19 protein-coding genes are annotated in these 20,466 nt (G+C 59.7%); 16 read left to right on the top strand and 3 right to left on the bottom strand.

What is annotated here, in order from left to right:
- The first annotated feature begins 9 nt into the window (after positions 1–9).
- The 11 genes from QMK52_RS08745 to QMK52_RS08795 all read left to right on the top strand — a co-directional run bounded on the left by QMK52_RS08745 (position 10) and on the right by QMK52_RS08795 (position 10,029).
- A complete protein-coding gene (locus QMK52_RS08745; RefSeq protein ID WP_005792324.1) occupies positions 10–873 on the top strand; it encodes a LysR family transcriptional regulator in 864 nt (287 codons plus the stop codon).
- A 247-nt stretch (positions 874–1,120) separates the two neighbouring features.
- Positions 1,121–2,185, top strand: a complete 1,065-nt coding sequence (locus tag QMK52_RS08750) for a putative 2-aminoethylphosphonate ABC transporter ATP-binding protein (protein ID WP_078822573.1) — start codon at positions 1,121–1,123, stop codon at positions 2,183–2,185.
- Between the two features lies 1 nt (position 2,186).
- Positions 2,187–3,899, top strand: a complete 1,713-nt coding sequence (locus tag QMK52_RS08755) for a putative 2-aminoethylphosphonate ABC transporter permease subunit (protein ID WP_122735857.1) — start codon at positions 2,187–2,189, stop codon at positions 3,897–3,899.
- A 23-nt stretch (positions 3,900–3,922) separates the two neighbouring features.
- Positions 3,923–4,945: a putative 2-aminoethylphosphonate ABC transporter substrate-binding protein gene (locus QMK52_RS08760; RefSeq protein ID WP_005792321.1), complete on the top strand. Its 1,023-nt coding sequence runs from the start codon at positions 3,923–3,925 to the stop codon at positions 4,943–4,945.
- Positions 4,946–5,070: 125 nt separating this feature from the next.
- Positions 5,071–6,204 (top strand): TIGR03364 family FAD-dependent oxidoreductase, encoded by a 1,134-nt coding sequence (locus QMK52_RS08765; RefSeq protein WP_005792320.1) that lies wholly within the window; start codon positions 5,071–5,073, stop codon positions 6,202–6,204.
- Complete coding sequence (locus tag QMK52_RS08770) at positions 6,204–6,758, top strand: phosphonate degradation HD-domain oxygenase (RefSeq protein ID WP_005792319.1); 555 nt, start codon at positions 6,204–6,206, stop codon at positions 6,756–6,758. Before QMK52_RS08765 ends, QMK52_RS08770 begins: the two co-directional genes overlap by 1 nt.
- Before the next feature lie 93 nt (positions 6,759–6,851).
- Positions 6,852–7,379, top strand: a complete 528-nt coding sequence (locus QMK52_RS08775) for a hypothetical protein (RefSeq protein ID WP_005792318.1) — start codon at positions 6,852–6,854, stop codon at positions 7,377–7,379.
- A 2-nt stretch (positions 7,380–7,381) separates the two neighbouring features.
- A complete protein-coding gene (locus QMK52_RS08780; protein WP_005792317.1) occupies positions 7,382–7,933 on the top strand; it encodes a hypothetical protein in 552 nt (183 codons plus the stop codon).
- Between the two features lie 89 nt (positions 7,934–8,022).
- Positions 8,023–8,556 carry a hypothetical protein gene (locus tag QMK52_RS08785; RefSeq protein ID WP_194439506.1) on the top strand — a complete coding sequence of 178 codons (534 nt, stop codon included), beginning with the start codon at positions 8,023–8,025 and terminating at the stop codon, positions 8,554–8,556.
- A 316-nt stretch (positions 8,557–8,872) separates the two neighbouring features.
- Positions 8,873–9,466, top strand: a complete 594-nt coding sequence (locus tag QMK52_RS08790) for a hypothetical protein (RefSeq protein ID WP_005792314.1) — start codon at positions 8,873–8,875, stop codon at positions 9,464–9,466.
- On the top strand, positions 9,454–10,029 hold the full coding sequence (locus QMK52_RS08795; RefSeq protein WP_032803745.1) for a hypothetical protein: 576 nt from the start codon (positions 9,454–9,456) through the stop codon (positions 10,027–10,029). The genes QMK52_RS08790 and QMK52_RS08795 overlap by 13 nt, the downstream gene beginning before the upstream one ends.
- A gap of 41 nt (positions 10,030–10,070) precedes the next feature.
- Here QMK52_RS08795 and QMK52_RS08800 read toward each other — a convergent pair whose 3' ends face one another.
- Both QMK52_RS08800 and QMK52_RS08805 read right to left on the bottom strand, forming a co-directional pair.
- Positions 10,071–11,438: a DUF3482 domain-containing protein gene (locus tag QMK52_RS08800; RefSeq protein WP_005792312.1), complete on the bottom strand. Its 1,368-nt coding sequence runs from the start codon at positions 11,436–11,438 to the stop codon at positions 10,071–10,073.
- Complete coding sequence (locus QMK52_RS08805; protein WP_194439502.1) at positions 11,431–12,810, bottom strand: DUF2868 domain-containing protein; 1,380 nt, start codon at positions 12,808–12,810, stop codon at positions 11,431–11,433. Before QMK52_RS08805 ends, QMK52_RS08800 begins: the two co-directional genes overlap by 8 nt.
- Before the next feature lie 69 nt (positions 12,811–12,879).
- On the opposite strand from QMK52_RS08805, the gene QMK52_RS08810 reads away from it, so the two are divergent.
- Positions 12,880–13,392, top strand: coding sequence for a dihydrofolate reductase (locus QMK52_RS08810; RefSeq protein ID WP_005792310.1), 513 nt, complete (start codon positions 12,880–12,882; stop codon positions 13,390–13,392).
- An 85-nt stretch (positions 13,393–13,477) separates the two neighbouring features.
- Here QMK52_RS08810 and QMK52_RS08815 read toward each other — a convergent pair whose 3' ends face one another.
- Positions 13,478–14,869, bottom strand: coding sequence for an L-cystine transporter (locus tag QMK52_RS08815; RefSeq protein ID WP_005792309.1), 1,392 nt, complete (start codon positions 14,867–14,869; stop codon positions 13,478–13,480).
- A 242-nt stretch (positions 14,870–15,111) separates the two neighbouring features.
- On the opposite strand from QMK52_RS08815, the gene QMK52_RS08820 reads away from it, so the two are divergent.
- The 4 genes from QMK52_RS08820 (at position 15,112) to QMK52_RS08835 (ending at position 20,393) form a co-directional block, all read left to right on the top strand.
- A complete protein-coding gene (locus QMK52_RS08820; RefSeq protein WP_005792308.1) occupies positions 15,112–16,173 on the top strand; it encodes a hypothetical protein in 1,062 nt (353 codons plus the stop codon).
- A gap of 155 nt (positions 16,174–16,328) precedes the next feature.
- Complete coding sequence (locus tag QMK52_RS08825) at positions 16,329–16,862, top strand: RNA polymerase sigma factor (RefSeq protein WP_005792307.1); 534 nt, start codon at positions 16,329–16,331, stop codon at positions 16,860–16,862.
- A complete protein-coding gene (locus QMK52_RS08830) occupies positions 16,859–17,815 on the top strand; it encodes a FecR family protein (protein ID WP_194439500.1) in 957 nt (318 codons plus the stop codon). Before QMK52_RS08825 ends, QMK52_RS08830 begins: the two co-directional genes overlap by 4 nt.
- Before the next feature lie 130 nt (positions 17,816–17,945).
- Positions 17,946–20,393, top strand: coding sequence for a TonB-dependent siderophore receptor (locus tag QMK52_RS08835; protein ID WP_194439499.1), 2,448 nt, complete (start codon positions 17,946–17,948; stop codon positions 20,391–20,393).
- The last annotated feature ends 73 nt before the right edge of the window (positions 20,394–20,466 follow it).

The following is a 20,466-nucleotide window of genomic DNA, read 5'->3' on the forward strand; positions in this document are numbered from 1 at the left end:
GAGGGTGGTGTGCTGAGTGCTGAGTTAAAGGCGTTTTTCATGGTCGCCCGCTTGGGCAGTATCACCCAGGCGGCGAAAAAACTCGGCCTGAGCCAGCCCACGGTGACCACCCAGATTCGCAACCTGGAAAGCCAATACGGCGTTGAGCTGTTCTATCGCGGCGGCCGTCGCCTGACGGTCAGCGACGAAGGTGCGCGGCTGTTGCCGATGGTCAAGACGCTGTTGCAGCAGGAAGCGGATATCGAGTTTTTCCTGCGCAACAATGGTCAGGTCCAGGGCGCGCTGCGGATTGCCGCGACGGCGCCGTATTACATTCTCGACCTGGTCAAAGCCTTTCGTGAACGCCTGCCGCACGTGGAAGTGTCGGTGGAAATCGGCAACTCCCAGCAGGTGCTCGAAGCGCTGGATGATTACCGCGTCGACGTTGCGGCCTCTTCGCAATTGCTGGACGACCCGCGCCTGATCCGCCGCGTGCTGGGCACCGACCCGCTGGTGCTGGCGGTACATCGCAATCACCCGTTGGCCAAGCTTGAGCATGTGTCGTTGAGCGCGCTGGCCGGGCATACGCTGTTGATGCGTGAAGCCGGCTCCACCACCCGCAGGCTGACCGAAGAACTGTTGAAAAGCGGCGGCGTGGGGTATGGGCCGTTGCTGGAGATTGGCAGCCGTGAGTCGATTCGCGAGGCGGTGCTGCGCAATATCGGCATCAGCATCATTGCTCGCCAGGAAGTGCCCCATGATCCGCAATTGCGTGTGCTGACCATCGAGAATGCGCCGCAGATTCCGGAGTATCTGTATTGCCTTAAAGAGCGTAAAGGTGCGCGGCTGCCGGCGGCATTCCTTGGCCTGGCTCAGGAAATGTCGCCAATTTAAGTTCTGTGGCTGGCTTGAGGGCCAATCGAGAGCAAGCCCCCTCCCACATTTTGACCGCATTCTCATGTTGGAACCCAGTCAACTGTGGGAGGGGGCTTGCTCCCGATAGCGGTAGGACAGGCAACTCATCTCCATGAGTCCTACACAAATCCACCAATACCACTATCACCTCCTTTTGCCTTTCTGCCACACCAACTACGCATTGCCTCCCTAGCATGGCCTTCATCCGTTCGATGAGGTGCCTTGCATGAACACAGCCCTGACCCAACCCGGCGCGCCCATGAAGGTGCGCGGGATCCAGAAACGCTTTGGCGCTTTCACCGCGCTGGACAACGTGTCCCTGGACGTCGCCGCCGGCGAGCTGGTGTGCCTGCTGGGCCCGTCCGGCTGCGGCAAGACCACGTTGCTGCGCTGCATCGCCGGCCTGGAGCGCCAGGATAGCGGTGAGCTTTACCTGGGCGAGCGGGACGTTTCCCTGCTGCCGCCCCAGGCGCGAGACTACGGCATCCTGTTTCAGTCCTACGCGCTGTTCCCCAATCTCACGGTTGAAGCAAACATCGGCTACGGCCTCACAGGCAGCGGCCGCGATGAAGTGCGCAAGCGCGTCGGGCAGATGCTTGAACTGGTCGGTTTGGTCGGCAGCGAAAAGAAATACCCCGGCCAACTCTCCGGCGGCCAGCAGCAGCGCGTCGCTCTGGCCCGTGCATTGGCGCCGGCCCCTTCGTTATTGCTGCTGGATGAACCGATGTCGGCCCTCGACGCCCGTGTGCGCGAGCATTTGTGCACCGAGCTGCGCCAATTGCAGCGGCGCCTGGGAATTACCACCTTGATGGTGACCCACAACCAGGACGAAGCCATGTTGATGGCCGACCGCATTGCCGTGATGAACAACGGTAAGGTCGAGCAGTACGCCACGCCCCAGGAGATCTACGACCGCCCGGCCACGCCGTTCGTGGCCGAGTTTGTCGGCCAGGGCAACTGGTTGCCGTTCAGCCGTAGCAGCGCCAGCCATGCCCAGGTCGGCGGAATGAATATGCGCCTGGCCGACGATGCGGGTGTGGCCAGGTCGGGCCGCCTGTTCTGTCGCCCGGAAGCGATCAGCGTCAACCCGACGGTGCATGAAGAAAACCTGTTCCCGGCCAAGGTTCGCGAAATTACCTTCCTCGGCAACCGCTGCCGCATGAGCTTTGAGCTGGAACAGTTGCCGGGCCATCCGTTGCTGGCCGAACTGGCACCCGAAGCCATGCCACGCCTGGGCGCCCAGGACATCTGGGTGGCCTTGCCGCCGCGCAGCCTGCAGGTGTTTGCCTGAGATGGCCGCCGTCATGACATTGCCGGTACCGCGTCAGGTGTCCCGCGCCGAGTGGGGCGACCGCCTCTTTGTAGTCGGCGGCAAATGGCTCTGGCTCGGCCTGTTGGTGGTGGCTGTCCTGCTGCCGTTGCTGGCGATCTTCTGGCGCGGCTTCAGCAGCGAAGCCGGGCAGGGCGGTGGCCTGGTGGCAGCGCGGGAACTGCTGACCAGCGCCAACTTCCACTGGTTGCTGGGCAATAGCCTGAAAGTTTCCCTCAGCGTGGCGGCCATCGTCGTACCGCTGGCCTACCTGTTTGCCTACGCCCTGCAACGTACGCTGATTCCCGGCAAGACCGTCTGGCGCGGTTTGTCATTGCTGCCCTTGATGGCGCCGTCGATGCTGCCGGGCATTGCCCTGGTCTATCTGTTCGGCAACCAGGGCATGTTGCGCGGCTTGCTCTCGGAGAATATCTACGGCTTCTGGGGCATTGTGCTCGGTGAAGTGATCTACACCTTTCCCCATGCCTTGATGATCTTGCTCTCGGCGCTGTCCCTGGCGGATGCACGCTTGTTCGATGCCGCGTCGAGCATGGGCGCCAGCCCGGCCCGGGCGTTTCGCAGCATTACCTGGCCGGCCACGCGCCAGGCAGTGTTCGCCGCGTTCTGCCTGGTGTTTACCCTGACCATCACCGACTTCGGTGTGCCGGTGGTGGTGGGCGGTGATTACCAGGTGTTGGCGCTGGAAGCCTACAAGGCGGTGGTCGGTCAGCAACAGTTCGGGCGCGGCGCGTTGATCGGCATGGTGTTGCTGCTGCCGGCACTGTTCAGCTTCGGCGTGGATGCCTGGTTGCGCCGTCGGCATGGCGACTCGATGAGCGGTCGCGCCCAGGTGTTTCTGCCCGCGCCATCGCGGCTGCGCGACGGTTGCTACCTGGCCATCGTGTTGCTGATTTGCGCGGTGTTGCTGCTGGTGTTCGGGATGGCGGTGTATTCGTCGCTGGTGAAGTTCTGGCCGTACAACCTGTCGCTATCGCTCAACCACTACCAGTTCGAAGACACCGCCGGCGGCGGCTGGCTGGCCTACCGCAACAGCCTGACCATGGCGCTGTGCACGGCGTTGATCGGCAGTGTGCTGATCTTCACCGGCGCCTACCTGATGGAGAAGACCAAGGGCCAGAAGGGCCTGAACCTGGCGCTGCGCATGCTCAGCTTCGTACCGATGGCGGTGCCGGGGCTGGTGCTCGGCTTGGGCTACGTGTTCTTTTTCAACCTCAACGGCAACCCGCTGCACGTGTTCTACGGGAGCATGGCGTTGCTGGTGGTGTGCACCATTGCGCACTACCTGACCACCGCGCAGATGACCGCGACCACCGCCCTGCGCCAGCTGGACGCCGAGTTCGAGGCGGCGGCGTTGTCGCTCAAGGCGCCGTTGTACCGCCACTATTGGCGCGTCACGGTGCCGATCTGCCTGCCGGCGCTGCTGGATATCCTGCGCTACCTGTTTGTGTCGGCGATGACCACCGTGTCCGCCGCGATCTTTCTCTACAGCCCCGACACCATCCTCGCCGCCGTCGCCGTGCTGAACATGGACGACGCCGGCAACGTGGGCGGCGCGGCGGCCATGTCGACCCTGATCCTGTTCACCTCAGTCGGCGTCTCGCTGTTGCTGGCGTGGGCCTCACGTGGCGCGCTGCGTCGCTCCCAAGCCTGGCGCCAGACCGCGCCCGGCCAATAAAACATCCCTGAAGGAGGTGCTCCATGTTCAAGCCCCTGGCGCTGGTCGCTGCGGTACTCACGGCATTCAGCCTGAATGCCTTCGCCAAGACCGAATTGACCGTGTACACGGCCCTTGAAGCCGAACAGTTGAAGACCTACAAAAAAGCCTTCGAACAGGCCAACCCCGACATCGAGATCAAGTGGGTACGCGATTCCACCGGCATCATCACCGCCAAGCTGCTGGCTGAAAAAGACCGCCCGCAGGCTGACGTGGTGTGGGGCCTGGCCGCCTCAAGCCTGGCGATCCTCGACCAGCAAGGCATGCTCGACAACTACGCGCCCAAGGATTTGGACAAGATCGGCAAAAACTACCGAGACGCCGCCAACCCGCCGGCCTGGGTGGGCATGGACGTGTGGGCTGCGACCCTGTGCTTCAACACCATCGAAGCCGAAAAGCAGGGCCTGACCAAACCGGTGAGCTGGCAGGACCTGACCAAGCCTGAGTACAAGGGCAAGATCGTCATGCCTAACCCGGCATCGTCCGGCACGGGCTTTCTGGATGTCAGTGCCTGGTTGCAGACCTTCGGCGAGAAGCAAGGCTGGCAGTACATGGACGACCTGCACCAGAACATCGGCCAATACGTTCACTCCGGCTCCAAGCCGTGCAAGCTGGCGGCGTCCGGTGAGTTCCCGATCGGGATTTCCTTTGAATACCCGGCGATTCAACTCAAACGCCAGGGCGCCCCGTTGGACATCATTCTGCCCAAAGAGGGCCTGGGCTGGGAGATCGAAGCCACCGCCGTAGTCAAGGGCAGCGCACACGCCGATGCGGCAAAAAAACTCGCTGACTTTTCCGCCAGCCCAGCGGCGATGGAGCTGTACAAGGCTAACTTCGCCATCCTCGCCCAGCCGGGTATCGCCAAGCCGCAGACCGAATTGCCGGCCGACTACGAGCAGCGCCTGATCAAGAACGACTTTGCCTGGGCCTCGAAAAATCGCGACAGCATCCTGGCTGAATGGCGCAAGCGCTATGACGGTAAGTCGGAGAAGGTGGCGGGTCAGTAAGGTTTTCGTTAGGGCTTATGGCCCCTTCGCAGGCAAGCCAGCTCCCACATTTGAAGGTATTCACACATCAAAATGTGGGAGCTGGCTTGCCTGCGATAGCGGCTTCGAATTCAGGACATCACTCCATGACACACCACAGCGACCTGCTGATCATCGGCGCCGGCATCCTCGGCCTGTCCCACGCTTATGCCGCCGCCAAGCGCGGCCTCAAGGTCAAGGTGTTCGAGCGCAGCGCCACACCGCTGGGCGCCTCGGTACGCAACTTCGGCCAGGCCCTGGTCACCGGCCAGCCGCCGGGCCCGATGCTCGACCTGGCACGGGAAAGTCGCGACATCTGGGGCCAATGGGCGCTAGCAGCGGGCCTTGCACTCAAGCGCAATGGCTCCTACCTGTTCGCCCGCACCGAGGCCGAAGAACAGTTGCTCGAAGCCTTTTGCGCCGGGCGTGCCCGGGAGCACGGCTATAACGTGGAGCTGCTGCAAGGCGCTGCGATGAAGGATCTCTACGCCGGCCAGTTCCGCCATCACCGCGCCGCGTTGCATGGCAAGGACGATCAGCAACTGTATTCCCGCGAGGCGATCCCGGCGCTGATCCATTACCTGAGCCAGCACCTGAGTGTGGAATTTCACTTCTCCACGCTGGTACGCGACGTCGAACCGGGCCAATTGCACAGCACGGCCGGCAGCTTTCGCGGCGAGCAGATCATCGTCTGCTCCGGCCACGACTATCAGACCCTGTTGGCCGAATCCATCGCCCCGCTCAACCCGCAGACCTGCCGCCTGCAAATGCTGCGTGCGCGGCCGGTGCTGAACCTGAACCTGCAACACGCCCTGCTCACCGGCTTGAGTTGCGTGCATTACGGCGCTTTCGCCGACCTGCCGGAGGCCGCTGCAGTCCAGGCGCAGATCCTGCGTGAAACGCCGCATCTGCAGGAACACGGCATTCACCTGTTGATCAGCCCTACACCCCATGGCGAACTGATCATCGGTGACTCCCACCATTACGACAGCGACCCGTCGCCCTTCAATGCCGAGCAGGTAGATGACTGGATGATCGAGCTGGCCGAACAGACCCTGGGCTGCAAAATCCAGGTGGTCGAACGCTGGCAAGGCGTCTACGGCGCTCGCGGGCCCGGGCCGTTCTCGTTTGTGCAGGCGGCACCCGGTGTCAGCGCCGCGTTGATGCATACCGGCGTGGGCATGAGCGTTGGGCCGGCGATGGCCGAGCGAAATATCAGTACCTTGTGGGGAGAGACGTGATGAGCCCGGAACAGGCGATTGCCCAAGTGTTTGGCTTGTACGAACAACATGGCACGGCCGATTACATCGGCGAACCGGTGTCGCAGATCGAGCACATGTCCCAGGCCGCGCAGTTGGCCATGGCCGAAGGTTTTGATGATGAGGTGGTGCTGGCGGCGTTCTTCCACGACATCGGCCATCTCTGCGGCCAGGGCGCCGAGAACATGGGCGGTTATGGCGTGGTCAGCCATGAGCGGCTGGGCGCGGATTACTTGCGCCGTGCAGGCTTTAGCGAACGCATGGCCAAGTTGGTGGAATATCACGTACCGGCCAAGCGTTACCTGACCTTCAGCCAGCCGGGCTATTACGCGGGCTTGAGTGAGGCCAGCCGGCGTACCCTGGGATATCAGGGCGGCGTGATGACGGCCGAGGAGGCCCAGATATTTGAGCAGGATCCGCTGTGCCAGATCAGCCTGCGCATGCGCCACTGGGACGAGCAAGCCAAGGAAACGCAGGTGCCGGTGTTGGACTTGCAAATACTCAAGTCCAAGGCTGCGAGGCTACTGGCTACGTAGAGGGGTCTCACGCAATACGCAGATACGCCGCCTAGAGTACCTGTTGTCAGCTCATTAAGGTGCTTGCTTCTTCAATTAAAGGAAGCAGTACGGATGCATTACTTAAAAGCCATTGCCCAGGACCTCCACGGCAACGGTCATGCCGATACGGTCATTTTGCACTTTTATCAGCAGCGGCCCGGTCGCCCCGATGAGCTGATCTACGATATCGTCGGCCAGGAAATGACCCTGGGTGCGAAGTGGGGAGGACATAGCAAGGCCGGTGCGCTGGACCTGGATAAGCGACGGATCGCGACGTTCGCCGACAACTTCTTGAAGCTCAATTGGTTCAATACGGCAAGCTATTGGCAGCGCTCGCTCGTCCTGTACGTGGATGATTTTGGCGAGGCGGGGTGGCCAGCCTCGGTGACGCTGGAGTTCCGAGAGAGCAAGGCGTCTGGGGGGAAAGCTTTGCTGGTCTCCACCGCCATGGGTTATGACATCGACAGCGACGGAGTGCTGGAGACGTTTACCCATAGTGATATCGATCACAACGGGGTTGCCGACAAGGCTGACAAGGCCTTGCTCAGGACGTTGTGCAAAAGCTTCCTGGCGTTTGAGTGGTATGAAACGAAGGAGTGACCATGCGCTACTTAAAAGCCACCGCCCAAGACCGAAGCGGTAATGGAAAGGTCGACACCGTTATATTGCACTTTTTTGAGCGTCGAGATGGCGAGCCGGATGAATTGAGTCATGAGGCCCTGGCCGTAGATATGGACGGCGACTCTGTTATCGATGTGCAGTGCGCCGGCGATATCAATCGTGATGGGCAGCGCACTATTCGAGATAAACAATTGCTCAAGGCATTTGCGAATACGTTTATAAAGTTTGGCTGGTTTAATAAAGGGGATAGCGCTCAACGTACCTTGACCCTGTATGTGGATCATTATGATAAGCAAGGCAAACCTAATGCTATTAAGTTGCAGCTCAACGATATGTTGGGCGGTATTCGCAAGGAGAGCCTGACGTGCAATGCCGCTGCTTATGACGCTGACGGTAATGGTGTGCTTGAGACCTTTACTAACAGTGATATCGATAGGAACGGTATCGCCGACACAACCGATAAGGAATGGATCCGGGCGCTGGGCACATCTTTTCTGGCAATGCAGTGGTACAACAATAAGTCTAGTGTTTGAACCTGGCTAAGCATTGAGTTAAAGCGTTTGGAATTGTTGATGGTGCGACCTTAAGTAAGGCGCAACGCTAAATAAAAGGAGCAGTGCGAGTGCGTTATTTGAAAGTTGTTGTGAAGGACCAGAGTTCCAATGCCCAGGCAGATACTGTGAGTCTATTTTTTATTCAGCGTAATCCAAAACTACCCGATGAAGTGATGCGTAAAGCTACAGCCGTTGATATCACGGCTGACGGTTTGGTTGACTATCAAGTCACTGGAGATATTGACGGTAATGGTATTGTCTCAGGCCAGCAGGACAGGGAGCTGCTTAAGGACTTTGCTAACAGTGTATTGAAACTGAGTTGGCTCAGCCGACCGGCAATGTCAAACCGATCGATAAATTTCTATGTGAGCCGCTTCGATAAGGCAACCAATCCTGTTGAAATTCGATTGGATTTCTATCAGAGTGAGAAACCAATGATTGGCAAGAATAAACTTGTAATGAGCGTCTCCGCTTGCGACTACACTGAACGTGGGGTGATGCGACTGGATGAAGAAGAGTTTCCCGACGGCCTGTTTGATACGGTAGATCGAGACGCTCTGCAGCACATGGTCAAGTTGTACACCAAGTTTAATTGGTGTTAGCCATCAGTGATTGTTGCTCTTTTTAACGTTTGGCGGTAGGCGTTGAGCACTGGATAGGGGGCGGATCTTTGAAACGGCTGACCCATACCGAGATCGACAAAAACGGTGTGGTCGATCAGGCCGACAAAGAACTGTTCCGTTCCCTGCGCAGCAGTTTTCTTGCGTTCAAATGGTAAAAAATAACAGCGGTTGACCTGCGTCTACTGATAACAGCCAGTGCAAACTCATACGAAAAATAGGGAGTCGACGGCTAGAGGTGCGGACGTAAGTAGTATTACTCTCTGTGGTTCTTCAGCTATTAAAACGAGAGTACGTAATGCGTTATTTGAAAGCGACCGCCCAAGACCGTTGCGGCAATGGCGTGGCCGACACGGTCATTGTGCATTTTTATCAACGTCACTCCACAGGCATTGACGAGTTGCATCATGAGGCTGTCGCAACGGATATTGACGCCGATGAGATCGTGGATTTTCAGTGTTCCGGCGACATAAACTTTGACGGTAAAAGTGATGTCGTTGATTATTGGTTGCTCAAGGCATTTGCCAATACGTTCCTGAGACTGAACTGGTTTAACAAGGGTGAAAGTTGGCGACGTACGCTCATGGTGATGGCGATACAAGACGAAGCCAACGGTCTTCCCCACGGCGTGCAGTTAAACTTCCTGGATCGCCGCCACAGCCCTCTGCGTAAACCGGTACTTGTTTACCAGGCCGCCGGATACGATACCGACCATAACGGTGTCTTGGAGTCATTTACCGCTGGCGATGTGGACAGAAACGGCGTCGCTGACAAAGACGACACAGCGTTGATCCGATCCATGTGCATCAATTTCCTTGCGTTCAAATGGTATGACCACGCTCATCCGAGTTTGAATAAATTTGAACAAGGCGTCGATCAATGCGCTATTTAAAAGTTTTCGCACAGGACCATACAGGGGCTGGCCGGGCGGATACTGTAGTGCTTCAGTTCTACCAGAGCACGCAGGGTATTCAGGACAGCCTGGTCAAACAAGCCATTGCCTACGACTTCCCAACTGACGGAAAAATCGACTACAGCAGAGGGGACGTGACGAATGACGGTCGGGAAAGCCGGCTCGATAAACTGTTGTTGGACAGGTTTGCCTCTGCCTATTTGAAGCTCAACTGGTTTAATCCTGGGACGGCTTCCACGCGCTATCTGAAAATCTTCTCCGAAGATTTCTACAAGGACGGTACGCCCGACACTGTGCGTCTGCACGTGCAGGAGGAGGCCGGGATCAACGAACCTCATACGTTGGTCGCGTGGAATGCCGCTTATGACTTTGATAACGACCAAGTGCTCGAATGGAACATTCATTTCGATGTCAATCATGACGGTGTGATCGATGATCTTGATCGGGGTTTGGTCCACCAGTTGGCGGAGCTCTATTTGTTGTTCAGCTGGCACGAGCCTGAAGCCTTTGAGGTCAAGGTCTTGGATATCCCAGCCTCTTGAGCATTGAGTCAGGTGTCTCTCCACTCAATGGGCATTCACTATTATTGATCCTTGAGTGCCTGCGCCAATGCTTGAAGCTGCTCCTGACGTTCAGCCTGGTTTAACTTTGGCTGAGCGTTGAGGGATGACCATTGCGGATAGGCGCGGGCCTTGTGCAGTGCGTCGGGCAGCTTGCCCTCGCGCCAGGTTTTGTCCTGGGGCGTGTCGACCTTGATGCTATGCATCGCCGCATGCCCGCGCAGACTAAGGGCCTTGAGCAACTGACGTTGGCGCAAGGCGAGCAGGCGCAGCACGCTGTCGTCGACGGTCAGCTCGCGTTGGCCTTTGATCTTGCCCAGCAGGCGGCTGCCATAGCTGCGTGCGGTTTGCAGGGCGCCACCGGCGATAGCGCCGGCCAGGGCCGCGGCGCCGAGGGTCAGGCCGCCGACCAAGAGATCCACGCCAGCACCGGCAGCGGCACCGGCGGCGATTCCGCCACCGACCCGCACGCCAAGTTGCTTGAGGGTTTCGGGGTTGAACAAGTCATCGCCCCAGCGACCATCAAGCAACGGTAGATCACTGGCGGCGGCATCCTGTGGGCGAAAGCCGAACAGTTTGAGCAGGGCTTCAACACACTTTTGTTCTCGTTGGCGCACCGCTTTGCGCAGATCGCCGATGGCTTGCTGCTCATCTTCGGTGACGACGCTGCGACGGCAGGCCGCGCAGTCGATCAGCAGTTCGGCGATCAAGCGTGCGGCGCTTTGCTGGCGGGCCTGGCGTTGGGCCTCTTGATCGAGGATCAGGCGTTCCAACTGCGGGCGGGAGTTTTCCAGCAGCAGGGCCAGGCTTTCATACAGGCGACGTTCACCGTCTTCCGGCGGCGCCACGCTGTCGAAGCGCACCAGCGCGTGCAGGCCGAGGCGGGCTAGGGCTTCGCGCCAGTCCGGCTCGCGCTGGTCGCTGCTGGTGACGAAGTTGAGCACCGGCAACAAGGGTTTGCCGCAACTGGCCAGCACTTGCAGCTCATCGCGGTACTTGGCCAGTACTGGCTCGCGGGCGTCGATCACATACAGGCCGGCGTCCGAGGCGAGCAGTTGGCGCAACACCTTGGCTTCCTGTTCGAACCGCTGGCGTGCTTCGCTGCCCTCCAGAAAACGCGCCAGGCGAGCGGGACCGTCCAGGCGTTCACCGGGGCGATCCAGGCGCTCCAGATAGTCGAGCAGGGCGATGGCGTCTTCCAGGCCGGGCGTGTCGTACAGCTCCAGCAAGGCTTCGCCATCCACCGACAAGCGCGCGCCTTCGACATGCCGCGTGGTGCTGGGGCGATGGGAGACTTCGCCGAAGCCCACGTCACGGGTGAGGGTGCGCAGCAGTGAGGTCTTGCCGACATTGGTGTGGCCGACCACGGCGAGTTTCAGCGGTTTAGTCATGCCCGGTCTCCAGCCAGTTCAGTGGTGCGCAATCGGCAAAGGGCAGCTCAAGTTGTTGCAGTGCGGTGTGCCAGTCACCCAGGCGTTCGGCGTCCAGCGCCTGGCCGGGCGGCGCTTGCAGCAGCCATACACGGGTGGCGGTGGCGCTGCGCGCCAGTTCGGCGATCAACGCCAGGCTGCCACGGTCCGGCGAGCGGCGCGGGTCGCAGACGATGACCAGACGTGCGGGCGGGAAACGGCTGAGTTGTTCCAGCAGCTTGTTTCGCGATTCACGGCTGTCGAGGATGCCGGCGTTCTTAACGTTGCTGGGCAGCTTGGGTGGCCACGGGTGTTGATCGTCGAGTTCGATGGCCACCAGCAAGGCGCCGTCGCTGTCCATCTCGCTGACGCCGCCGCTGACGTGGTGCAGCTGTTCGGGCGCGGCATCGTTGACCCCAAGCCGTTCGCTGCTGGGCATCAGGCGTTCGCGCAGTTGGGTGTAGCCTTGCAGGTTGAGGTCCAGGCGCAACGCCGCACGCCCGATTTTCCAGCGCCACAGGCAGAACAGGGCGAGGATCAACCGGGGCAGCAGGCCGTAGACCAGCAATACGCCCACCAGCCAGGCGGCCCAGGCTTGGCGGGCGTTTTCGATATTCAGGGCTGAATCACCGCTGGCGCGGATCATGTCGACGGTTGGCACATTGAAACCCAGCAAAGCGGGCAGGCTGCCGAGGGCCTGGGTCACGGCGACAAACGTGTCGGCGCCGAGAATGGTGGTTTCCCACACAAAGCCGTAACGACGGGTGGCGAGCAGGGTCAGCAGGATCACCATGGCGCTGAGCAAGGCCAGCAGCCACAGGCTGTTGACCAGCACACCCACCGCCCAGCGATTGAGTTTTTGCCGTTGCAACAACAGCAGCAACGCTGGCGCCAATTGTGCGGCTTTGGCGTCACGCGCCAGTTTCTCGCTGAGCCATAACCACAGGCGCCCAAGGCTGGCGCTGTGTTCGCCAGCAAACAGCAGCCCCAGGGCCCAACTGACCAGCAGGATCAGGTTCAACCCGAGCAGGCTGCCCAGGGCCCAGAACACGTTCACCGGCGTCAGGCCATTGCCCAGCGCCGCGAACGCCAGACCGGCGCCACTGATCACGGCCACGACCGCCAGTAATACCAGCGCCAGGCGCGCGCCTTGCAGCCAGCGCGTGAGGGCACCGGTCAGGCCATCGCGCTCGGCCAGGTGCAAGGCGCGTTGGGTAATACGCGTCGACAGGTCGCCCCCGGCCGTGCGGGCCAGGCGGTTGGCTTCCAGGTCTTCCAGGGGGCCGGCGTGTTCTTCACGCAGGCGCACGGCTTCTGTCAGCCAGAGTGTGTGCAGAGGAGTCAGTGCAGTCACGCGCCATCCTGTTGTTTCAGTGAAGGTGGAGCATAACCGCTGACTCGCGGCTCTGGTATTCTCGTCGCCATGAAAAAAACTCTCCCTTTAAGCCTGATCGCAGCCCTCGGTGAAAACCGCGTGATCGGCGTCGACAACAGCATGCCCTGGCATTTGCCGGGGGATTTCAAGTATTTCAAGGCCACCACGCTCGGCAAGCCGATCATCATGGGGCGCAAGACCTGGGATTCCCTGGGTCGACCGCTGCCAGGGCGCTTGAACATAGTGGTCAGCCGTCAGACCGATCTGACGCTTGAAGGTGCGCAAGTTTTTCCGTCATTGGAAGCAGCGGTGGAGCGTGCCGAGGAGTGGGCCAAGGCCCAAGGCGTGGACGAGCTGATGTTGATCGGCGGCGCGCAGTTGTATGCGCAGGGACTGCAGCAGGCCGATCGCCTGTACCTGACGCGAGTGGCGCTGAGCCCGGAAGGGGATGCGTGGTTTCCAGAGTTTGATAGGAACCAGTGGAAGCTGGTGTCGAATGTCGAAAATCCGGCCGAAGGTGATAAACCGGCCTACAACTTCGAAGTGTGGGAAAAAGCCTAAAAGCATCGCAGGCAAGCCAGCTCCCACATTTTGATGTGTGAATACATTCAAATGTGGGAGCTGGCTTGCCTGCGATAGCGGTCTATCAGACCTGCGCTAACTCGGCATGCTCATCGGCATTCAACAGCTTTTTATCCGTCTGCCCCATGATCTGGCTGGTAATCGCCCCCGCCGTCATCGAACCATTGACGTTCAACGCCGTACGGCCCATGTCGATCAGTGGTTCCACCGAAATCAGCAACGCCACCAGCGATACTGGCAAGCCCATGGCCGGCAGTACGATCAGCGCGGCGAAGGTCGCACCGCCGCCTACGCCGGCAACGCCCGCCGAACTCAAGGTCACAATCGCCACCAGCGTCGCGATCCACAGCGGATCCAACGGGTTGATGCCTACGGTCGGTGCGACCATCACCGCCAACATCGCCGGGTAAAGACCAGCGCAACCGTTCTGGCCGATGGTCGCGCCAAACGAAGCGGCGAAACCGGCGATCGACTGGGGGATACCCAGGCGGCGGGTCTGCGCTTCAATACTCAAGGGGATCGAGGCGGCGCTGGAGCGGCTGGTGAAGGCAAAGGTCAGTACCGGCCACACCTTGCGGAAAAAGCGCAGCGGGTTGATCCCGGCCAACGATAGCAGCAGGCCGTGCACCACAAACATCAGGCCCAGGGCCAGGTACGACACCACCACGAAACTGCCCAGCTTGATGATGTCTTGCAGGTTGGAACCGGCAACCACCTTGGTCATCAGCGCCAACACGCCGTACGGGGTCAGCTTCATCACCAGGCGCACCAGGCGCATCACCCAGGCTTGCAGGGTGTCGATGGCGTTGATGACCTTCTGGCCCTTTTCCACATCATCCTTGAGCAGTTGCAGCGCGGCCACCCCGAGGAACGCGGCAAAAATCACCACGCTGATGATCGACGTCGGCTTGGCCCGGGCCAGGTCGGCGAATGGGTTGGCCGGCACGAACGACAGCAGCAACTGCGGGATATTCAGGTCGGCGACCTTGCCTGCGTAATCACTCTGGATCACTTGCAGGCGCGCCATTTCCTGGGTGCCGGCCACCAGGCCCTCGGCGGTGAGGCCGAACAGGTTGGTCAGGCCGATGCCGATCAGCGCCGCAATGGCCGTGGTAAACAACAGCGTGCCGATGGTCAGGAAGCTGATCTTGCCTAGGGACGAGGCGTTATGCAGGCGCGCCACGGCACTGAGGATCGAAGCGAACACCAGCGGGATCACGATCATTTGCAGCAACTGCACATAGCCATTGCCGACCAGATCAAACCAGCCGATGGAGGCTTTGAGCACTGGATTGCCGTCGCCATAGATGGTGTGCAAAGCCGCACCGAACAGCACGCCCAAGACCAGGGCGAACAGGACCTTCTTGGCCAGGCTCCAGTTAGTCCGACGGGTTTGTGCCAGGCCCAGCAAGAGGGCCACGAACACCAATAAATTGAGAATCAGGGGCAGATTCATTGAAGCTCCGTTGAGAAGGCAGCCAATCGCGTGAGCCTGCGATTGCGAACCGGGAAGCCTAACAGCTTGAAATATATTGATTTAATACCAATATGGAATGGTGACTGTCGTTTTTGGAATAAGCGTCTGACGCTAGTGCGCATGGCCGTGGCGGAATCAGAACCAAAGCCGTCGCGCTCGGGTGATAAGTGTCACAGGGATTTGTTAGCGTCGATGTCTTTCACTTGAGGGAGACAACGCCTATGAAGCTCGCGCCGAAACTACTCTTATCCGCAGCCTTTTGCCTCGGACTCGCCAGCCAGGCGTTTGCCGCCACCGAGTTGAAACACTGGCCGGCACCGGCCGCCAAGCAACTCAACGAAATGATCGCCGCCAACGCCAACAAGGGTAACTATGCGGTGTTCGACATGGACAACACCAGCTACCGCTACGACCTTGAAGAGTCGCTGCTGCCGTACATGGAAAACAAGGGTCTGATCACCCGCGAAACCATGGACCCATCGCTCAAGCTTATCCCCTTCAAAGACACCGCCGACCATAAGGAAAGTCTGTTCAGCTACTACTACCGCCTGTGCGAAGTCGACGACATGGTCTGCTACCCCTGGGTTGCGCAGATTTTTTCCGGCTTCACCCTCAAGGAACTCAAGGTGCAGGTCGACGAGCTGATGGCCTCCGGCAAGCCCGTACCGGTCAGCTATTTTGAAGGCGACGTGGTGAAAAAAACCGAGATACAGCCGCCGAAAGTCTTCACTGGCCAGGCCGAGCTCTACAACAAACTGATGGAAAACGGCATCGAGGTGTATGTGATGACCGCCGCGTCCGAGGAACTGGTGCGCATGGTCGCGGCCGATCCGAAGTACGGCTACAACGTAAAGCCCGAGAACGTCATCGGCGTGACCACGATGCTCAAGGACCGCAAGACCGGCGAGTTGACCACCGCACGCAAGCAGATCACCGCGGGTAAATATGACGAGAAGGCCAACCTCGGCCTGGAGCTGACGCCCTACCTGTGGACCCCGGCGACCTGGATGGCCGGCAAGCACGCGGCGATTCTCACCTATATCGACGAGTGGAAAAAACCGGTGATCGTCGGCGGTGATACACCCACCAGCGACGGTTACATGCTGTTCCACGATGTGGACGTGGCCAAGGGGGGCATCCATTTGTGGATCAACCGTAAAGACAAGTACATGACCCAGCTTAACGGCATGATCGCCAAGCACGCGGCGGCTCAAGCCAAGGAAGGGTTGCCGGTGACGGCGGACAAGAACTGGGTGATCGTCAAGCCGGAGGAGATTCAATAAGGGCAGTTGTTAGGTGCAAGCTGCAAGAAGAAGCGGATTTGCGTTTTCTTGTAGCTTGCAGCTTTTAGCTGGAAACCAATCGCTATTGCGATTAAATCTCATCCTCTGCTAGCGTGCACACCTCCTGAACCCCACGTTCTTCTCAAGGTAGTGCCGTGCTCTCCTGGAATTCGCAGATCGCGCGCCTGTTCGCGGAGCAGAAGAAAGCCCTCGAAGCCTTCGTCACTCGCCGCACCGGCAGTGCCCAAGTGGCCGCCGACCTGACTCAGGAGTCGTTCCTGCGCCTGGCTCGCATGGACTGTGGCGATAAAATCGACAATCTCCCGGCGTTCCTCTTCACCATCGCCAGCAACCTGGTGCGCGATCACCAGCGCCAGGCCATTCGCCGCGAACGCCTGGATGCCGGCGAGCCCAGCGAAGAATTGCCGTGCAGCAACCCGGGTATCGATGAGCAATTGGCTGCCTATCAACAGCAACAGTTGATGCAGGACGCGATTTTGGCGTTGCCTGAAGCGACTCGACAGATCTTCCTGCTCTATCATGTCGACGAACTCTCCTATCGCGAGATCGGCGAACGCCTGTCGATCAGCCCGCGCAGTGTGGAATACCAATTGCGTCGCGCCTTGATTGAATGCCGTGGCTTTATCAAGAAGCGGCTTGCCTGCGATGAACAAGGACGTCGGTCATGACCGCTACCCCCACAGCCGACGAACTGTTCGACGAAGCATCCGCCTGGTATTTCCGCCTGCAGGCCGAGGATGTCACGCCTGGCGAACTGCAGGCTTTTGCCATCTGGCTGGAGCAGGGTGATGCCCAGGATGCCGCCTGGCAGGAAGTGCAGGCGATGCTCGGTGGCTTGCATGAACCGGCGCGGGTCGTTCGTCGCGCCGAACAGGCTGCCTGGCGCAAGCCCGCACGGCGCTGGTCGCGCTGGGCCTGCGCCGCGGCCGTGCTGCTGGCGGTGGGCCTGACTGTGCAGAACACACCTTGGCTTGACCGCATGCGTGCGGACTATGCCACCGGCACCGGCGAGTCACGCAGCATCGAGCTGGCCGATGGCTCCCACCTGCAGCTCAATACCGACAGTGCCATACAGGTGCGCATGAGTGCGGGCGAGCGCCAGGTGCGGCTGTTGCGTGGCGAAGGTTTCTTCGAGGTGGCCAAGGACCCGGCGCGACCGTTCGTGGTGCAGTCCGGCGACGGCTGGGTGAAGGTGGTCGGCACCCGCTTCAGTGTGGCGCGACGCGATGCGCAAACCCTCGTGCAGGTGGCGCAGGGCAAGGTGCAGGTCAGTTCCGGCAGTGGCACACCGGTGTATCTGGAGCCGGGACGGGCGGTGGAGTACCAGGACCAACGCCTGGCTGAAGTCCACGGTTTCGACCCGGCCAGCGGGTTTGCCTGGCGCCAGCGACAGTTGGTGTTTCGTCAGCAACCGCTGTCGGACGTGGTCAGTGAGTTGAACCGTTACTGGCCAGGCAAAACCCTGGTACTTGGGGATGCGCTGCGCAATCGAGTGGTGTCGGGGGTGTTTGAAATCGACAAACCCGACGCTGTGATCAAGGCATTGGAATACACCCTCAACCTGCGCGCTGAGCACTACACCCCGTATTTACTGGTGTTGCGTGAAGGAAAGGCGTCGTAAGCACATTTTTTTGAAAAAACTTTCAGGGTTTCCCCGCAAGCGCTCGTCCTTGATCACTGAGGCGTAAATAGTAAGCACTCTCAAGTAGTGCGGCGCCGATCACAGACTTTTGCACCGGGGAGCACCATCCATGGCACACCGATTCGCCGCACGGCCCTTGCTGGCACTGGCCATTTCCATGGCCTGTGGCACTGCATCGACGTATTTGCAGGCCGCCGAGACTACGCAAGCCCAGACGTACCGTTTTGATATTCCGGGGCAAAGCCTGGACGGCGCGTTGGCGGCGTTTTCGGCGGTGACGCGCGTTCAGGTGCTGGTGTCGGGTGAGTTGACCCAGAGGGTGATATCGCCAGGTGTGAAAGGCAATCTCGGTCAGCGCGAAGCGCTCGCGCAACTGCTTGGCGGCACGGGATTGAGCGCGGCGTTTATCAATGCCGATACGGTCACCCTGGAAAAGCGCGTGGCCAGCGGTTCGGCCATCGAAGTCGGCGCCACCACCATCAGCGCCGAACGCCTGGGCGCCACCACCGAGGGTAGCGGCTCTTACACCACGGGCGCGGTGACCCTTGGCAAAGGCGAACAGAAGCTCAAGGACATCCCGCAATCGGTCAGCGTCATGACACGCAAGCAGATGGATGACCAGAACACCACCAAGCTGTCCGAAGTGGTCAAGCGCACCCCCGGCCTGACAGCGACCAAATCCCCTGGGCCCGGTATGTTCATTTTCTCCCGTGGCTTTGAGGTCGGCACCCTGCAATACGATGGCGTGGGCATCCCGCGTAACACCTATGCGTTGGGCAGCTACCTCACTGAAAACATGGCCATCTATGACCGTGTAGAAACCCTGCGCGGCCCGGCCGCCTTGCTGCAAGGCGCCAACAGCCCGGGCGGCACCATGAACCTGGTGCGCAAGCGTGGCCAGCAGGACCCGACCGTGACGATCACCGCAAAAGCCGGCTCCTGGGACCACTACGGCACCCAGGTCGATGCCGGTGGCCCGCTCAATGCCGAAGGCACCCTGCGCGGCCGGTTTGTGGCGGATTACGACACGACGGACTCGTTCGTTGACTATGCCGGTGGCTGGAATCAGACGGTGTATGCCGCCGTGGACTACGACTTCACGCCAGACACCACCGTCGGTGTGGGGGTCAGCAACCAGAAAGGCCACTCGCGCCCCAACTTCATGTCACTGCCCCGTTACGCCAATGGCAGCGATATCGGCCTGCCGCGCTCGACTTTTGTCGGCGCCAGCTGGAACCGCAACGTCAATAACCAGACCCAGGTGTTTGCCGATATCGAGCATCGCTTCAACGATGACTGGAAGGTGAAAGCTGCCCTCGTGGCCATGGATGAACACAACGACGCGACCTACCAGGCGACCTGGGATGAGATTCCCAACCCCGGCACCGCCGGCAATGTGCGTTATGTGGACTGGGTCACCGACTTCAATACCAAGAGCCGTGGGGTGGATGTGTATGTGAACGGCAAGTTTGAAGGTTTGGGCTTGCAACAGGAGATGGTGCTGGGCGCCAACTATTCCAAACTCACCACCAACGACCAGTGGGCGCGAGCAGCGACGGCCGGCGCGGACATTTTCAACATCGATCACAACCGTCCACAGCGCGACAAAAACCAGCTTTTCCAGGCGGGCAATGCTACGAAAAGTTGGTATGACATTCGCCAGAAAGGGGTTTATGGCACTTGGCGCGTCAAGGTTGTGGACCCACTGACCTTGATTCTCGGTGCACGTACCAGTTGGTATGACTATGGCTACACCGACGAGAGCGGTTCCCGGGGTGTGTATGGCGACCCAACCCGCAGCACCACGCAGAGCAATGGTCACGTTACCCCGTACGCCGGCCTGGTCTATGCCCTCAATGACCAATGGTCGGCCTACGCCAGCTACGCTGACGCGTTCGAACCCCAGACCAACCTGACCACGTCTTTGACCGTGCTCAAGCCCATCGAAGGCCAGAACTACGAACTGGGCCTGAAGGGTGAACTGGCGGACGGTCGTCTGAATACCTCGTTCGCCATCTTCCGTTATGACCAGGAAAACCGTGCGGCTCAAGACCTGCAAGGCGGCAAAGTCTGCGGCGGCTGGTACTGCTCGCTCGCCTCGGGCAAGGTTCGCAGCCAAGGCTTCGAAGCCACTTTGAGCGGCGAAGTGCTGCCGGGTTTGCAACTGGTCTCCAGCTACACCTACAACACCACCAAATTCCTCAAAGACGACACTTACGAAGGCAAGATCTTCAGCACCTGGACACCCAAGCACCTGCTCAAGGTCTGGGGTGACTACCAGTTGCCGGGCGATTGGCAGCAGTTCAGTGTCGGTGCCGGCGTAACCGCACAAAGCAGCACCGAAGCCTACGACCGCAACTTCAGCGTACCCGGCAATGCACTGTGGGATTCGCGGGTGGCCTACAAGATCAACCAGGAATTCACCGTGGCGGCGAACCTGAACAATATGTTCGACAAGAAGTACTACATCCCTGCGTATAACGCGACGTGGGGCAGTAACTACTATGGCGACCCGCGTAACGTGATGTTCAGCATGACCTACACCCCACAGTTCTAAAGCCTGACGCATCACTTCTGTGGGAGGGAGCAAGCCCCCTCCCACATTTTGATCATCATTGTGCTTGGGGTTA

Source organism: Pseudomonas sp. P9_2, from assembly GCF_034008255.1.
Lineage (GTDB): Bacteria > Pseudomonadota > Gammaproteobacteria > Pseudomonadales > Pseudomonadaceae > Aquipseudomonas > Aquipseudomonas synxantha_A.

Coding starts and splice junctions, on each gene's coding strand:
- QMK52_RS08750 (WP_078822573.1), top strand. CDS start 1,121: ATGAACACAGCCCTGACCCAACCCGGCGCGCCCATGAAGGTGCGCGGG.
- QMK52_RS08755 (WP_122735857.1), top strand. CDS start 2,187: ATGGCCGCCGTCATGACATTGCCGGTACCGCGTCAGGTGTCCCGCGCC.
- QMK52_RS08760 (WP_005792321.1), top strand. CDS start 3,923: ATGTTCAAGCCCCTGGCGCTGGTCGCTGCGGTACTCACGGCATTCAGC.
- QMK52_RS08765 (WP_005792320.1), top strand. CDS start 5,071: ATGACACACCACAGCGACCTGCTGATCATCGGCGCCGGCATCCTCGGC.
- QMK52_RS08770 (WP_005792319.1), top strand. CDS start 6,204: ATGAGCCCGGAACAGGCGATTGCCCAAGTGTTTGGCTTGTACGAACAA.
- QMK52_RS08775 (WP_005792318.1), top strand. CDS start 6,852: ATGCATTACTTAAAAGCCATTGCCCAGGACCTCCACGGCAACGGTCAT.
- QMK52_RS08780 (WP_005792317.1), top strand. CDS start 7,382: ATGCGCTACTTAAAAGCCACCGCCCAAGACCGAAGCGGTAATGGAAAG.
- QMK52_RS08790 (WP_005792314.1), top strand. CDS start 8,873: ATGCGTTATTTGAAAGCGACCGCCCAAGACCGTTGCGGCAATGGCGTG.
- QMK52_RS08795 (WP_032803745.1), top strand. CDS start 9,454: ATGCGCTATTTAAAAGTTTTCGCACAGGACCATACAGGGGCTGGCCGG.
- QMK52_RS08800 (WP_005792312.1), bottom strand. CDS start 11,438: ATGACTAAACCGCTGAAACTCGCCGTGGTCGGCCACACCAATGTCGGC.
- QMK52_RS08810 (WP_005792310.1), top strand. CDS start 12,880: ATGAAAAAAACTCTCCCTTTAAGCCTGATCGCAGCCCTCGGTGAAAAC.
- QMK52_RS08815 (WP_005792309.1), bottom strand. CDS start 14,869: ATGAATCTGCCCCTGATTCTCAATTTATTGGTGTTCGTGGCCCTCTTG.
- QMK52_RS08820 (WP_005792308.1), top strand. CDS start 15,112: ATGAAGCTCGCGCCGAAACTACTCTTATCCGCAGCCTTTTGCCTCGGA.
- QMK52_RS08830 (WP_194439500.1), top strand. CDS start 16,859: ATGACCGCTACCCCCACAGCCGACGAACTGTTCGACGAAGCATCCGCC.
- QMK52_RS08835 (WP_194439499.1), top strand. CDS start 17,946: ATGGCACACCGATTCGCCGCACGGCCCTTGCTGGCACTGGCCATTTCC.